The following is a 14707-nucleotide window of genomic DNA, read 5'->3' as shown; positions in this document are numbered from 1 at the left end:
AACACTAGTTATGAATACGGTAATACGATGAAAAAATTTTTCCTTTATTGGTAGACATAGTATTGTGTCTGAGTCACTGAGAATTTGCAATAGATCATGGATGTAATTGTATTAGGATTGATGCTGTTATCCTTGACAATTTGGTTAGGATTACTGTGTTTTTGGGGACAATTTTGGCGGACAGACCAGCAATTAGAGGTTACAGAAATTCAGCTACAATCTTTACCTGTGGTTTGTGCAGTAGTTCCAGCCCGTAACGAAGCTGAATTACTACCAACTACCTTGCGATCGCTCCTACTCCAAGATTATCCTGGTTCTTTCAACGTGTTTTTGGTAGACGATCGCAGTACAGACAGGACAGCAAATTTTGCCGAAGGAGTTGCACACGCTGTCGGGAAACCTCAACAATTACATATTATCTCAGGCGAATTACTGCCTTCTGGTTGGTCGGGTAAACTTTGGGCAGTTGAACAAGGTATAAAAAGCGCTAGTAAATTCGCACCTGACTATTTTTTACTGACTGACGCAGATATCGAACACGATCCTGGTAATCTTCGCCGCCTCGTTGCTAAAGCCGTCCAAGAAGATTTAGACATGGTTTCGGTAATGGTGCGACTTAGGTGTGAGAGCTTTTGGGAAAAACTTTTGATTCCGGCTTTCGTCTTTTTCTTCCAAAAACTCTATCCCTTTCGCTGGGTTAATAATCCCAACAATCCCACAGCCGCAGCAGCCGGGGGATCTATTCTGATCGCCCGTGAAGCTTTAGAGCGAATCGGAGGTATTCAAGTGATTCGCCAAGCTTTAATTGATGATTGTGCCCTTGCTCAGGCTGTTAAGAATGGGGGACAAGGGGACAGGGAGACAAGGGGGATAAACAATGATCTATACCCAATCCCTAGCCAAGGGCGTATCTGGTTAGGATTGAGTAGCTTGACTCGGAGCATTCGTCCTTATGATTCGCTAGCGACGATTTGGGATATGGTTGCTCGTAGTGCTTATACTCAACTGAATTATTCTCCATTACTACTATTAGGCACTTTGGTAGGAATGCCTCTGATTTATCTAGTTCCACCTGTATGTGTAATTCTAGGTACGGTTTGGAGTAGTTGGGCGATCGCACTTACAGGTTTATTAGGATGGCTGTTAATGAGTTTCGCTTACTACCCGACGATCCGCTTTTATAAATGTTCTCCCTGGTTAGCCTTTAGTTTACCTGCGATCGCGTTTCTCTATACCCTAATGACTCTAGACTCAGCACTCCGTCACTGGCAAGGACGCGGCGGTGCTTGGAAAGGAAGAGTTTATCCCAGTTCGGATAATTTATAATTGGGATAATTGGGATAAAAAAATTATGACAACCGCAACATCAACAACTAATCCTGTTATTGTCCCTAAAAAGCTGCCTTTTCTGGAATCAATTTGTTGGCAAACTGCCGATGTATATCGGTTTACTTTAGAACAAATGCTCAGTCGCTACGAGCGTGGTTGGCAATATCGCAACCTATTTAATAATCTTGAAGGTGAAGAACTCAATTTTCTTCGGGAACTCGCCAAACGTTATAAATCCTGGTTGCAAGTTTGTTTATGAATTCCAGGTTTGAACACCATAATAAAATTCTCACAGTTCTTGAATCCTTAGATTCTGACATACTTAGAAAGGGTTCTGCTTACTTCGGTGGCGGAACCCTTCTGGCATTTGAGTTTGAAGAATATCGCTGGAGTAAGGATGTTGATTTTATTTCTTCTGTTGGTACAGAAGGCTATAAATATTTACGTACAGTGGTATTTGAGGGTGGGCATGAAGCATTATTTCGGGATTTAAGTAAAATCCAAGTTGGACGTAGCACAACTGACCAATATGGAATTCGGATGATAGTTTTTGTGGATGATATGCCGATTAAAACAGAAATCATTGCCGAAACTCGTTTTCAACTAGATCCACCAAGATATCCAAAGTGGTCGCTTGTTCCCTGCTTAAGCTTCAATGATTGTTTTACCTCTAAGCTGCTGTCAAATTCTGACCGTTATGCGGATGACAGTGTTGAGGCAAGAGATTTAATCGATCTAGCAATTCTCAGGTTGCAATCTCCAATCCCTCAAGCATCAATTGAGAAGGCTGAAGCAGCATATCAGGTTATGCGCCCTTTAGAAAGAGCGATCGCACTATTCCAACAAAGACCAGATTACAGAGAGAAATGCTTTCTTAGCCTACAAGTCGATCGATATCAGATACCCAAAATTATCGATGGGATTGATTTGCTCTCTACAGATTTAGGTTTATCTCCCACGCCAAGGACTTTTCGAGAACAACATGATATCTTTGCCGATTTAGAAACACAATTTGAAAAACGAGAAGATTCTTAAACAAGTACCCATTCCCCCTAAATCCTTGAAGCTGTTTGTTTAGTAGCAGGACTAACAGGCAATGGTTGAGCCGCTTTCAATACCGCATCCAGCAACCCTGGAAACAGCATCTCTAAATCTTCACGCCGCAGAATATTAATGTGATGTGTCCCTTCTTTCCGTGTAAAGACTATCCCAGACTCCCGCAAAATCTTAAAATGATTTGACATCGTAGACTTAGCGATCGCAAAATCAAACTGGGCACAGCATTGTTCCCCCTCAGTCGCCAGCAGCCGCACAATCTCTAGCCGCACTGGATCGCCCAATGCATACAATACTCCTGGTAAAGAAATATTTTTTCTATCTGGATGATAAAGAAATCTCATAGTTGCATTATCTCATCAAGTGGCATATATTTTGATTATTCGATATTATCGAATTATAGAATTAATTAGGAAGGCAATTTATGTCATCCATTACAAATGTCACGGAAGCCACATTCAAGCAAGAAGTTTTAGAAAGTGAAATTCCGGTCTTAGTAGACTTTTGGGCACCTTGGTGCGGCCCTTGCCGGATGGTAGGCCCAGTAGTCGATGAAGTTGCTGCGGAATACGAAGGACAGGTGAAGTTTGTGAAACTGAACACAGATCAGAATCCTACTGTAGCTAGCCATTATGGAATTCGCAGCATTCCGACGCTGATGGTTTTTAAGGGAGGTAGGCAGGTCGATACTGTTGTAGGGGCAGTTCCAAAAACTACCTTGAATAAAACCTTAGCACAGCATCTTTAATCTAAGTTAAGGGTATGGGGAATTGGGCATTGGGGATTGGGCATGGGGCATGGGGCATGGGGCATCGGACATTGGTTATTTCCCCTCTGCTCCCCTGCTCTCCAGTTCCTAATCTCCAGTCCCCAGTCACCAATCCCAGAGCATTCTGTTTCAACTAACGGGGAAATAGCGAAATGGACTTGAAATTGCATGGTAAATCCGCGCTGGTGAGTGGCTCAACCGCAGGTATCGGTTTGGCGATCGCTCTTGGGCTAGCTCAAGAAGGTGCATCAGTGATTGTCAACGGTCGGTCTGAAGAACGAGTAGCTCAAGCGATCGCTAAAATTAAGCATTCTACACCGGACGCGAAAGTTTCTGGTGTTGTTGCTGACGCAGGCACTGCATCAGGGTTAGAGAAGCTCTTTCAAGAGGTTCCTCATGTTGATATACTCATAAACAATGTGGGTATTTATGAGCCAAAAACCTTCTTTGATATTACAGATGATGACTGGTTAAAAATATTTGAGGTTAACGTTCTCAGTGGAGTCCGTTTGAGTCGGCAATATCTGCAAAAGCAGCTAGAGCAAAACTGGGGGCGGATAATTTTTATCTCCAGCGAATCTGCTATTCAGATCCCAGTGGAAATGATTCACTACGGCACAACTAAGACGGCGCAGCTAGCTATTGCCAGAGGTTTAGCAGAAATGACTGTGGGGACTGGAGTTACAGTAAACTCCGTCCTCCCAGGGCCAACTCGTTCAGAGGGAGTTGAAGAATTTATCACCAACCTGGCACAGGAACGTGGTATTAGTCCCGATCGAGTTGAGGCGGAGTTTTTTGAAAATGTCCGCCCAAGTTCCTTAATCAAACGCTTTGCAACTAATGAAGAAGTAGCAGCGATCGTAGTTTATCTTTCTAGTCCCGTAGCTTCAGCAACTAATGGTGCAGCTGTGCGGGTAGATGGTGGCGTTATTCGGTCGATTGTTTAGTATTTGAACCACAATTGCATAGTCTATTTACTTGAAATAGCTGTAATGCGCTGCACGCAAAATTGGGTATGGGGAAAACTCTTTCCTTGTTCTCCCGATCTCGCAGATGTGGGGTTCCAAATTTTGTTAGCGAGTCCGCATACTCTGTAAGAGTTGCAAGCTACTCTTTTAGCGTCTGTCTGCGACACACTGCGCGAACGTAGAGAGCGTCATTTTGAATTGGAGTAAAACGACATGACTACTGATATCAACTTATTTTCTCCTTACCAATTAGGAAATCTGGAACTACCTAACCGGATAGTGATGGCTCCCTTAACCCGAAACCGGGCAGGTGAGGGAAATGTACCATACCAACTGAATGTTACCTACTACGTCCAACGTGCTTCCGCCGGACTGATTATTACTGAAGCAACACAGGTAACTCCTGAAGGACAGGGTTATCCCGCGACACCAGGAATTCATTCGTCAGAACAGGTAGAAGGATGGAAGTTAGTAACCGATGCTGTACATCAGGCGGGAGGAAGAATTTTTCTGCAACTATGGCATGTAGGCAGAATTTCCCATCCTGACTTACAACCAAATGGAGCTTTACCTGTGGCACCTTCTGCCATTGCTCCTAAAGGTGAGGCTGCAACTTATGAGGGGCCAAAACCCTATGTTACTCCCCGTGCTTTAGAAACTTCAGAAATACCACAAATAATAGAACAGTACCGTCAGGGAGCGGCAAATGCTCTAGCGGCTGGGTTTGATGGGGTAGAAATTCACTCAGCTAATGGTTATTTAATAGATCAATTTCTCCGCGATCGCACCAATCAACGGACAGATAAATATGGCGGTTCCATTGAAAATCGCGCCCGATTCCTGTTGGAGGTGACTGAGGCGGTAACTAGTGTATGGGATTCTAACCGAGTTGGGGTACGTTTTTCTCCTAGTGGGACTTTTAATGATATAGGTGATTCCAATCCCCTGGAAACATTCGGTTACGCGGCTCAAGCGTTGAACCGATTTAATTTGGCATATCTGCATATTTATGAGGCAACAGAGGCAGATATTAGACATGGCGGGATAATTGTACCCACCAGTCATATCCGCGATCGCTTTAGAGGTACTCTCATCGTCAATGGTGGTTATACTCGTGAAAAAGGCGATGCTGTACTGGCAAAGAAAGCAGCAGATTTAGTTGCCTTTGGCACATTATTTATATCAAATCCCGATTTACCCCGACGCTTGGCTTTGAATGCACCACTAAATGAAGCAGATCAAGCAAGCTTTTATGGCGGCGACGAAAAGGGATATACAGACTATCCATTTTGGTCGGCTGCTAATGAGCCGGTAGCTAAGGCATAATTTTGCTAGTGGTCTGTCAAGCAACTTTTCACACTACTAGAGTATTTCGTCCAATCCTAAAAATCGTTACAGCAGCGTCATAACCCAACCATCAGGAGAAACTCATGAGTTCCATCATCCAAACCCAACCTTTAGATGTACCCAGTGCGATCGCTCAACGCCGTTCAATCAAAACTTTTAAACTAGACCCCATTACCCCAGAACTACTCAAGCAACTGGTAGAGTTGACCGTAGCAGCGCCCAGCAGCTATAACATCCAGTCCTGGCAAATTATTCTTGTACAAGATGAAGCGCAAAAAGCAGCATTATCAGCAGCCTCGTGGAATCAACAGCAAATTGTCCAAGCACCTGTAACCTTTGTGTTTGCTGCCGATCCTAACGCAAGCGAACAAAACTTGACCCCAATTATAGAGCAGGCAGCCCAAGCTGGAGCATGGAATGAAGGCACGGTAAATTACTTTAAAACCGCCATCCCGCAATTTCAAGCTGGATTAGGCGACAAACGACGCGAATATGCCATCAAAGATGCCATCATCGCCGCTACCCATTTGGTGTTAGCAGCAGAAAGTTTGGGATTATCCACTTGTTTTATGAATGGTTGGATTGAGGATAAGGTCAAGGAAGTGATTGGTGCTGGGGATAATCCAGATTTAGCGATCGCTGTTGTTGTTCCTGTTGGCTATGCAGCCGAACCACGTTTAAATCCAGGTCGTTTACCATTCTCCTCCAACGTCTCCGTAGACAGAATCGGTAATCCATATCAGGGTTAGTTCTCTCTCAAGGGACAATATTACCAACAGAATTGGTAATATTGTCCTGGATATTCAAGATATCTTAGATGTCGGAAAATGTCGGGGTTAAAAGTATCAGATAGGATCTATTAGAAAAGTTAAATTTTAGGAGTAAACCTCTGTCTTTACAATTTATTACCGTTCCCCCTAGAACTTCTCAACCCGCCGCAGGCTTAATTGTTACTTTGCATGGTTGGGGTGCTAATGCTGAGGATGTAGCATCTTTGTTACCCTTGCTCAACTTACCTGATTACCAATTTATATTACCCAATGCACCTTATCCTTATCCCTATTCCCCTACAGGGAGGGCATGGTATGACTTGCGGGTGGAGAATATGTATGAAGGATTGGCCGAAAGTCGGCAACTGCTAATAGATTTTTTACAATCTTTAGAAAGTAGCACTGGTGTACCTTTGTCACGCACCATCTTAAGTGGATTTTCTCAAGGCGGGGCAATGACTTTAGATGTCGGCTCAAAATTGCCCCTAGCAGGTTTAGCTGTCATGAGTGGGTATTTACATCCTGATGCATTAAGGGCAGATCAAAAAGGGATTCCGCCGACCTTAATCAGCCACGGGAGATATGATGAAGTTGTGCCACTACAAGCCGCTTTGAAGGCACACAAAACTTTAGAGTCTCTGGGAGTGCCGGTAGAATATCACGAATTTGATATGGGGCATGAAATAAATCCAGAAACGTTAAAAGTGCTACGGAAATTCGTTGTAAATGTAATTGGCTAGTCAGAATTACGAATTTTTTATAAATTCTGGTATAAATGCTGAAAATTTTCACGAAATCTATGTCTTCTAATGAGTAATATATATAGGGTGGCTGCGTTCGGCGCAACTTAACCCATGCTGAAGGCAGTGCTGCATAAGGGAGGGGCTAGCATTATGACAACTCTAAGCATTTCCAGAAAAGAAATTGCTGCCATAACTGCGGCAGAAGTAGAAGAACTGGCTACACGTCTGGATCTGGATAATTACAATAATGCTTTTGATGGTTTAAATGATTGGCATCTATTGCGAGCGATCGCATTTCAGCGTCCAGAGTTAGTTGAACCCTATATCTACCTCTTAGACTTGGAACCTTACGATGAAGCATAGTTGAGAGTTAGGAGCTAGGAGTTAGGAGTTGGAAATTAATATTAGTAACTACTTGCTCCTAAATTACTACTTACTCCTAACTTTTTACCATGACTAATCCAACATTAAACAGGGTTCTAATAGGTGTAGGCGGCGGTATCGCCGCCTACAAAATTTGTGAGTTGGTTTCGACGCTGTTTAAAACTGGGGTGGAAGTGCGAGTTATCCTCACCCGTTCGGCGCAAGAATTTATCACGCCTCTGACAATAGCCACCCTATCTCGTCATCGAGCCTACACAGATGATGATTTTTGGCAAGCTACTCACTCTCGCCCGTTGCATATTGATTTGGGTGAATGGGCAGATGTCATGGTAATTGCCCCCTTGACAGCTAATACATTAGCCAAGTTAGCCTACGGGATGGCTGATAATTTACTCACAAATACTGTGCTAGCTTCTACAAATCCTGTGTTGTTAGCACCCGCAATGAATACGGATATGTGGGAACAGCTATCAGTGCAGCGAAATTGGCAACAGCTATTGATCGATAGCCGATATCATGGGATGAATACAGCATCAGGATTATTGGCGTGCGATCGCATCGGTGCTGGTAGATTAGCAGAACCTCCAGAAATATTCGCTCACATCCAATCGTTATTACACACTCAAGGTAAACGAGATTTAGCAGGTAAACAAGTCTTAATTAGCGCTGGGGGAACGCGAGAGTATCTTGACCCAGTTAGGTTTATTGGCAATCCTTCCACAGGTAAAATGGGATTAGCTTTAGCACAAGCCGCACTTCACCGAGGGGCAAGTGTCACCCTAGTACATGGCCCTGCGAATTGGGATGTACCATTAGGAGTGCAAGGGATTCCTGTCATTAGTGCCGAGCAAATGCAGCACGTCATGGTGGAATGTTTACCCAACGCTGATGTAATTGTCATGTCAGCAGCCGTGGCAGATGTGAAGCCAAAATATTATAGTACAGAGAAATTGCCCAAGCGATCGCTCCCCCAAGCTTTACCCCTGGAACCAGTACCGGATATAGTCACCCAATTAGCACAACTTAAGCAGCCGCATCAGATATTAATTGGATTTGCAGCACAAACTGGTGATATTGTCAATCCTGCATTAGAAAAATTACAGAATAAAAAACTTGATGCTATTGTTGCCAATCCTATCGATCAACCTGATAGTGGTTTTGGGAGCGATAATAATCAAGCGATATTTTTAGATAATCAAGGACGGCAAGTAGCGATCGCACCTTGTTCTAAATTAGAAATGGCCCATCAGTTATTTGATTTTCTCACCAACGAATTTTAGATTTTAAATTTTGCCAAAATTGGAATTTAGACACAACTGGCACACCGGAGTTATTTGCTGAGGAGATTCGGCGGGAAGTTGATAAGGTGATTGAGTTACGGCGAGAGATTGCATCGCTTCCGGTGTTGACGAGGGAAGACCAAAATCGCAAGGTGTATTTATTGACGGAACGAATGCGAGAAGTTTTGATTTACGCAGAGGTTGCGATTTATTGGTTGGGAGTTATTTTAATGATTGGTCAAAGAAGGAAAGGGAAGGTTTAAGGAAGACTTTGTTAACTACTTTTCGGTATGGTGCAGATATTCCTGATGGGATGGGTAAGGCTTTACCTGATTTTGAAAAGTTGCGTCCGTTTGATTGGGAGTTGGAATTTCCAGAGGTGTTTTTGAAGAAGTCACTACAAAAGATGATGTTGCATCAACGCAATTACTTAGTATCTATTGGATATAAATAGTACAACCTACTTAACAAGCCAAGGTTAAAAGTGCAACCTAAAACTTGAGTTTATTGAGCTTAGTGAAACCCCAGAACAAGCCCAAAAGCTGGTAGAAATAGTGTGACTGACATAGAGATATTAAGCAGCAATTGCGAAAGGAAACTACTACTTTCAATTGGGTATAACCCGTATAGTCTATGGTTTTCAGCCACTTTTCTATATTTTACAATATAAGTAAGACTTAAAAATAACGCTTCAATTATATGAAAATACTCTCATCAGAGCTAGTCCATTTAGGATTTGGCAAATATGTGCGTTCTGACCAAGTAACAGCAGTTATACCAATAGAAGAGGAGCGAGGCCCAGGCCGACGAACCTTTGTTCACATTCAAGGGCAAAGCGATCCAATTATCGCCTCTCGCGCTGAAGATACCATCGTGCGTGATTTGGTACAGGAACCACGCGAAGTTACTCAAGCCCGACAGCAGCAGGAAATTCTTCAAGATTTATTGGTTAATTTAGCTAATGTTAATTCGACTGTGCGCCGAATTAATCGTGATGAAGGCAGTTTGGATCTTGATTTGTTAGAGCGACGAATTAAGCAAGTCCTTGAAAATTAATTGCAGAAATCAGCAAACGAAATAACGGAGAAAGATATTGCTGAATACAACTACAGACCAAGTTTCAGTATCAGATACACAAACAAAATCGCCAAGATTGTGGATACCTGAACGGGTACTGTTTACACCTGCTGCCCTAGATGAGGATTGGGGGCAGCAGATGCAGCAGTTATCGCTACAGCTAACCCTGATAGTAATGTTGTTTTCATTGGTTTTAAAAAACGCGTAATTTTGCATAAAGCATCTAACACGCGCTAGCTTACAACTTATTAACAGCCTAGTCAACTTGTTATACCAAATTCCCCACCTTTCCCACTTAACCCACTAGAACTTACGAATTGACAAAAAGGATAATAAGTGCATAGAAAACAGAAAAAACAAGCGATGGCTACGCCAACGTCTTTGACGAACGCTTGTTAGCAGAGGCGTAAAAAACAGATAATTTACTTGTCTTTGTTTAGGGTTCGGATGATTAGAGCAACTACTAAGCCATCAACAGCTAAATGTAACTATTTATGGTGAGAACACAACGTACAATACCTACGCTTTTTCCTAGCCCACTCGAAGCCGGATAATTTGGGCAGATTACAGGCGGCGTTATACATTAATAAGTGTATCTGCAATACCGGACTTGTTCTGGCTTAGTCTCAATAGCAAAGGTTTGGAGATGTTTACTTTATCAGAAACTTCTATCCTGGCGGCAATCCTACTGGTAGCTTTAGGCATTTTGGGCTGGGGCTTTTATCGCGCCAGACCTTTTGGTAAGCTGGGAATCTTAGCCTGGTTACAGTCGGTGGTGTTGATGACTCCCTGGCTGCTGTTTTTTGGATTGTTTGCCGTAGGTATTTATATCAATATAGCGGGTATATTGTTCTTAGTAGTGACTTCCGCCGGATTGTATGTTTATTTGGGCAGACAGTTACGCGCAGCTGGGCAAGATGCCATCCTCAAACAACGCGCAACCGAAAGACTCGCAGCTGCTTCCTCTCTTGAAGCAAATTCCCCACAATTAGCAGTCGCAGAACTGAAAGCGGAAATCCCACCAATACCGGAAGATGACTTGAATGCAATTAAAGGCATTTTTGGTATCGATACATTTTTTGCCACAGAAACCATCGCTTACCAAGATGGAGCTATTTTCAAAGGTAATTTACGGGGAGAACCAGAAGAGACTCACAACCGTCTAACTGCAAGTTTACAGCAACGCCTTAGCGATCGCTATCGTCTGTTTTTAGTGGAAAATACAGACGGTAGACCAGTGGTGATTGTCCTGCCAAGTCGCAACGATCCTAAGCCGATGTTGCGATCGCAAAAGGCTTTTGCAGGTATTCTGTTGATCGCAACCATTGCGACTAATTTAGAAGCTGCGGGCTTATTGCTGAATTTTGATTTTTTTGGCAACCCAGGGCGGTTTCAAGAAGCTTTGCCCATAGGTGCTGGAATATTTTCGATTTTAGTATCTCACGAAATCGGTCATTGGTTACTTGCACAGCGTCACCAAATTCGCCTTAGCTGGCCCTTCTTTTTGCCTGCTGTGCAAATTGGTTCCTTTGGGGCAATTACCCGCTTTGAATCTCTGTTACCCAACCGCAAGGTATTATTTGATATTGCCTTGGCAGGGCCAGCCGCAGGTGGTATTGTCTCTTTGCTAATGCTGGTGACAGGCTTACTACTTTCCCAACCAGGTAGTTTATTCCAATTGCCCAACCAGTTTTTCCAAGGGTCAATTTTGGTGGGAAGTTTGGCGCGAGTTGTCCTTGGTTCGGCGTTGCAATCGCCTTTGGTAAGTATTCATCCCCTAGTGGTAATTGGTTGGTTGGGGTTAATTATCACCGCTTTGAACTTAATGCCCGCAGGACAACTAGATGGTGGGCGGATTGTTCAGGCGATTTATGGACGCAAAACCGCAGGGCGGGCAACGATCACAACTTTAATTTTACTGGCAGTAGTGTCTCTCGGTAATATGATTGCCATGTACTGGGCGATCGTGATTTTCTTCTTGCAACGGGATCAAGAACGCCCCAGCTTGAATGAAGTCACTGAACCTGATGATGCTAGAGCCGCTTTGGGTCTTTTGGCTCTATTCTTGATGATTACCACACTTCTACCCTTAACTCCCGGCTTGGCTGGGCGTTTGGGAATAGGATAGTGCTGAATTAGGAATACAGACGCGATTAATCGCGTCTGTGCAGGAGTTAGGATTGATGGTTTTGAACGTAGTGGACGCAAAGGAGTTGAAGCAAAATTACCCAACTTACTGGCGGATATTAAATCGTTAGTAGACGCACAAAGTCAAACCGACCCCAGTTTACTAAAGGACAGGAAGGGAGAGTGGGCTTATGAACAAAAATACTGGGCAAAGTGGTGTTTTTTCTCTGTTTAAAGGTGTACCCCTACGTCGCATCCTCGTAGTGTTGTTTGTGCTGCAAATCTTCCTAGCTGTGGGATTTACTGCATACTTATCAATCCGCAATGGGCAGAACGCTGTCAATGAGGTAGCTAGCGAGTTGCGTTATGAAGTCGCTAATCGAGTAGAGCAAAATTTACAGGCTTATCTCTCAACGTCGCGTCAAGTACTGCGCGGTAATCAAAATGTTATTGACATCGGGTTGCTGAAGATGGAGAATCTGGCAACTTGGGAGTCATATTTAATCAAGCAGTTAGAGATTTTTCCTGATGCTGTTGTTTTAACGGCAACTAACGAACAGCAAGAACACTTAGGGGTAGAAAAGCTCAACGATCGCCAATATTTACTCAGAAAAGCCGATAAGTCAACTGGTTACGACCTCTACACCTACCAAATTGACTCTAAAGGTCAACGGACTCAACTACCAGAGGTAATCAAAAACTATGATGCGCGATCGCGTCCTAATTATCAAGCAGCTGTTACTGCCAAAAAATTCAGCTTTAGTCCAATTTTTACTTCCATCACCGAACCAACGCTTCTAATTAGTGCATCTCAACCTATATATGACTCCCAAGGTGAGTTACTCGGAGTCAACAGCACTCTAACTCATTTATCACAAATTGGGGATTTGCTACAAAATATTAAAGTTGGCAAGTCTGGGCAAGTTTTTATTATCGAGCGATCGGGGCTATTGGTCGCAAGTTCCACAACGGAAGAACCATTCCGCCTCCAAAATAGTAAACCGATTCGGTTAGCAGCTTCCCAAAGCGGGAATGCTTTCACTCAAGCCAGCGCTAAATATTTAGAAACTAAATTTAGTAACTTTGACAAGATTCAGAGTTTACAGCAACTAGATTTCTCTTTTGACGGCAAACGACAATTTTTAGAAATTAGACCGTTACAAGGCGAACAAAATGTCAACTGGTTAATTGTAGTAGCTGTCCCAGAAGCAGACTTTATGGGACAAATCGATCGCAACACTCAAACTACAATTTTTCTCTGTCTGGGGGCATTCATCCTAGCTACTTTACTAGGAATTGTTACCGCTCGTTGGATAACTCAGCCAATTCTCTACTTCAGCACGGCGACAAAATATTTAGCCGATTTCACCAACAGCGAAAACTCAATGGCGATCCAAGGCATTAAAGAGGTAGAGGTGCTGGGTGAATCTTTTAACGAGATGATGCAGCAGTTACGTAAAACCTTTACTGCACTGATTACTAAAAATGAAGAGTTAGAATTGCAAGTTAAACAGCAAACTCAAGAGTTGCAGCAAGAGATTCAAAAAAGTATTAACAGTGAGCAAAAGCTAGTTCAGCATAATCAAGCCTTGGCGGAACTGGCAAATCACAAGGCAATTTCAGAAGGAAATCTAGAAACAGCATTTAAAGTCATCACCGAGAAAACCGCAAATGCTTTAGAAGTAGAGCGAGTGGGTGTGTGGTTATTTAATAGAGAACGCACCAAACTACAATGTATAAGCCTCTACGAACGTAGCAATCAGAAACATTCGGCGGGTGTAGAACGCGATCGCGCAGATTATCCCATCTACTTTAAATCCCTGACATCTGCCCGCATCATCGCTGTCACCGATACTCGCACCGATTTACGGATACAAGAATTATGGGATGAACTGCTAGAAGCAAAGAATATTGTATCCCTAATTAATACCTCCATTTGGGTTGGGGGCGAAGTGGTGGGAACAGTTTTGTACGAACAGATTGATATTCCTCGGATATGGGAATTGAGCGAGCAAAACTTTGTTACCTCAATCGCGGAATTTGTCACTTTGAGTATAGAAGTGTGCGATTGCAAAAGTGCAGAATCCGCCCTGCGTGAGGCTGAAGAAGCTGCCGAAGTCGCAAATCGTGCCAAAAAAACCTTTTTAGGAAATATGAGCCATGAACTGACGACTCCCTTAAGTTCTATTCTTGCGATCGCAGAAGCACTCCAAAATGAAGTGTACGGGACTCTAACCGCAGAACAACGCCAGTTCCTAAATACCCTCGAATCTAGCGGTAAGAATTTACTAGAATTAATTAACCAAATCCTTGAACTTACCGACATAGAATCTAGCAAAATAGAACTGCAATTAGCTGCAACTTCCATTCCAGGATTATGTGACTCTAGTCTTAGTTTTGTGAAGAATTTAGCGTTACAGAAAAATATCCAACTGAGTGTACAAATCCCTGAAGAACTCGAACCTATCGAAGTTGATGAGCGTCGCATTCGTCAAGTATTTATCAACCTGTTGAACAATGCTATCAAGTTTACTCACGACGGAGGAAAAGTTTGGATTGAAGTTCAGCCAACTTCTACAAATGAGTATATCTTTTTTAGTGTGGTAGATACAGGTATTGGTATGCTTTCCGATGATCTTTTTCAGTTATTTCAACCTTTTATGCAGGTTGAAAATGCTTCTAATCGTCGTTCCACAGGTACTGGTTTGGGATTAGTAATGGTGCAAAAAATTGTTGAGTTGCACGGTGGGACTGTCCACGCCGAAAGTCAGTTAGGCAAAGGTAGTCGATTTACAGTCAAACTTCCGTGGAAAAAGGTTTGAGAGGAGAAAGTGAGAATTAATTATTAATTTATTGC

At 43.0% G+C, this 14707-nt stretch carries 16 protein-coding genes; 15 read left to right on the top strand and 1 reads right to left on the bottom strand.

All coding sequences use genetic code 11. The features are described 5' to 3' along the window. Positions 1-96: 96 nt before the first annotated feature. Genes V7K55_RS25870 through V7K55_RS25860 form a run of 3 tightly spaced genes read left to right on the top strand, consistent with a single transcriptional unit; the run spans position 97 to position 2364 of the window. The gene (locus tag V7K55_RS25870) at positions 97-1326 is read left to right on the top strand and encodes a glycosyltransferase (RefSeq protein ID WP_334835963.1); all 1230 of its coding nucleotides are present in this window, start codon (positions 97-99) and stop codon (positions 1324-1326) included. Between the two features lie 25 nt (positions 1327-1351). Further along, positions 1352-1588, top strand: coding sequence for a hypothetical protein (locus V7K55_RS25865; RefSeq protein ID WP_334835961.1), 237 nt, complete (start codon positions 1352-1354; stop codon positions 1586-1588). Then, entirely contained in the window at positions 1585-2364 is a 780-nt protein-coding gene (locus V7K55_RS25860) for a nucleotidyl transferase AbiEii/AbiGii toxin family protein (RefSeq protein WP_334835959.1), read from the top strand. The genes V7K55_RS25865 and V7K55_RS25860 overlap by 4 nt, the downstream gene beginning before the upstream one ends. Before the next feature lie 17 nt (positions 2365-2381). Here the strand turns inward: V7K55_RS25860 and V7K55_RS25855 are convergent, their stop codons facing one another. Beyond that, positions 2382-2729: an ArsR/SmtB family transcription factor gene (locus V7K55_RS25855; RefSeq protein WP_334835957.1), complete on the bottom strand. Its 348-nt coding sequence runs from the start codon at positions 2727-2729 to the stop codon at positions 2382-2384. Between the two features lie 80 nt (positions 2730-2809). On the opposite strand from V7K55_RS25855, the gene trxA reads away from it, so the two are divergent. From trxA to V7K55_RS25795, 12 genes are all read left to right on the top strand, one after another. Then, entirely contained in the window at positions 2810-3133 is a 324-nt protein-coding gene (trxA, locus tag V7K55_RS25850) for a thioredoxin (protein ID WP_012412473.1), read from the top strand. A gap of 173 nt (positions 3134-3306) precedes the next feature. Further along, on the top strand, positions 3307-4101 hold the full coding sequence (locus V7K55_RS25845; protein WP_334835955.1) for an SDR family NAD(P)-dependent oxidoreductase: 795 nt from the start codon (positions 3307-3309) through the stop codon (positions 4099-4101). A gap of 234 nt (positions 4102-4335) precedes the next feature. After that, positions 4336-5448 carry an alkene reductase gene (locus V7K55_RS25840; protein WP_334835953.1) on the top strand — a complete coding sequence of 371 codons (1113 nt, stop codon included), beginning with the start codon at positions 4336-4338 and terminating at the stop codon, positions 5446-5448. Between the two features lie 104 nt (positions 5449-5552). Further along, positions 5553-6218, top strand: coding sequence for a nitroreductase family protein (locus V7K55_RS25835; protein WP_334835951.1), 666 nt, complete (start codon positions 5553-5555; stop codon positions 6216-6218). 155 nt (positions 6219-6373) lie between these two features. Beyond that, on the top strand, positions 6374-6979 hold the full coding sequence (locus V7K55_RS25830; RefSeq protein WP_334836048.1) for an alpha/beta hydrolase: 606 nt from the start codon (positions 6374-6376) through the stop codon (positions 6977-6979). A gap of 153 nt (positions 6980-7132) precedes the next feature. Next, positions 7133-7345, top strand: coding sequence for a protein IsiD (isiD, locus tag V7K55_RS25825; protein WP_094330458.1), 213 nt, complete (start codon positions 7133-7135; stop codon positions 7343-7345). An 89-nt stretch (positions 7346-7434) separates the two neighbouring features. After that, on the top strand, positions 7435-8646 hold the full coding sequence (coaBC, locus tag V7K55_RS25820) for a bifunctional phosphopantothenoylcysteine decarboxylase/phosphopantothenate--cysteine ligase CoaBC (protein ID WP_334835949.1): 1212 nt from the start codon (positions 7435-7437) through the stop codon (positions 8644-8646). A 271-nt stretch (positions 8647-8917) separates the two neighbouring features. Continuing rightward, positions 8918-9100, top strand: a complete 183-nt coding sequence (locus V7K55_RS25815) for a hypothetical protein (RefSeq protein WP_334835947.1) — start codon at positions 8918-8920, stop codon at positions 9098-9100. Positions 9101-9393: 293 nt separating this feature from the next. Further along, positions 9394-9702 (top strand): hypothetical protein, encoded by a 309-nt coding sequence (locus V7K55_RS25810; RefSeq protein ID WP_442949116.1) that lies wholly within the window; start codon positions 9394-9396, stop codon positions 9700-9702. A gap of 37 nt (positions 9703-9739) precedes the next feature. Continuing rightward, positions 9740-9931 carry a hypothetical protein gene (locus tag V7K55_RS25805; protein ID WP_334835943.1) on the top strand — a complete coding sequence of 64 codons (192 nt, stop codon included), beginning with the start codon at positions 9740-9742 and terminating at the stop codon, positions 9929-9931. 438 nt (positions 9932-10369) lie between these two features. Further along, on the top strand, positions 10370-11851 hold the full coding sequence (locus V7K55_RS25800; protein ID WP_334835940.1) for a site-2 protease family protein: 1482 nt from the start codon (positions 10370-10372) through the stop codon (positions 11849-11851). Positions 11852-12041: 190 nt separating this feature from the next. Further along, positions 12042-14672, top strand: a complete 2631-nt coding sequence (locus tag V7K55_RS25795) for an ATP-binding protein (RefSeq protein WP_334835938.1) — start codon at positions 12042-12044, stop codon at positions 14670-14672. Positions 14673-14707: the final 35 nt, after the last annotated feature.

The organism is Nostoc sp., assembly GCF_036919895.1.
GTDB lineage: Bacteria > Cyanobacteriota > Cyanobacteriia > Cyanobacteriales > Nostocaceae > Nostoc.
Note: the sequence above shows the minus strand (reverse complement) of the source record. Positions and strands in the feature narration are given on the sequence as shown.

What these genes read in the sequence shown, in the direction of transcription:
- V7K55_RS25870 (WP_334835963.1), top strand. Translation starts at nt 97, where the DNA reads ATGGATGTAATTGTATTAGGATTGATGCTGTTATCCTTGACAATTTGG.
- V7K55_RS25865 (WP_334835961.1), top strand. Translation starts at nt 1,352, where the DNA reads ATGACAACCGCAACATCAACAACTAATCCTGTTATTGTCCCTAAAAAG.
- V7K55_RS25860 (WP_334835959.1), top strand. Translation starts at nt 1,585, where the DNA reads ATGAATTCCAGGTTTGAACACCATAATAAAATTCTCACAGTTCTTGAA.
- V7K55_RS25855 (WP_334835957.1), bottom strand. Translation starts at nt 2,729, where the DNA reads ATGAGATTTCTTTATCATCCAGATAGAAAAAATATTTCTTTACCAGGA.
- trxA (WP_012412473.1), top strand. Translation starts at nt 2,810, where the DNA reads ATGTCATCCATTACAAATGTCACGGAAGCCACATTCAAGCAAGAAGTT.
- V7K55_RS25845 (WP_334835955.1), top strand. Translation starts at nt 3,307, where the DNA reads ATGGACTTGAAATTGCATGGTAAATCCGCGCTGGTGAGTGGCTCAACC.
- V7K55_RS25840 (WP_334835953.1), top strand. Translation starts at nt 4,336, where the DNA reads ATGACTACTGATATCAACTTATTTTCTCCTTACCAATTAGGAAATCTG.
- V7K55_RS25835 (WP_334835951.1), top strand. Translation starts at nt 5,553, where the DNA reads ATGAGTTCCATCATCCAAACCCAACCTTTAGATGTACCCAGTGCGATC.
- isiD (WP_094330458.1), top strand. Translation starts at nt 7,133, where the DNA reads ATGACAACTCTAAGCATTTCCAGAAAAGAAATTGCTGCCATAACTGCG.
- coaBC (WP_334835949.1), top strand. Translation starts at nt 7,435, where the DNA reads ATGACTAATCCAACATTAAACAGGGTTCTAATAGGTGTAGGCGGCGGT.
- V7K55_RS25800 (WP_334835940.1), top strand. Translation starts at nt 10,370, where the DNA reads ATGTTTACTTTATCAGAAACTTCTATCCTGGCGGCAATCCTACTGGTA.
- V7K55_RS25795 (WP_334835938.1), top strand. Translation starts at nt 12,042, where the DNA reads ATGAACAAAAATACTGGGCAAAGTGGTGTTTTTTCTCTGTTTAAAGGT.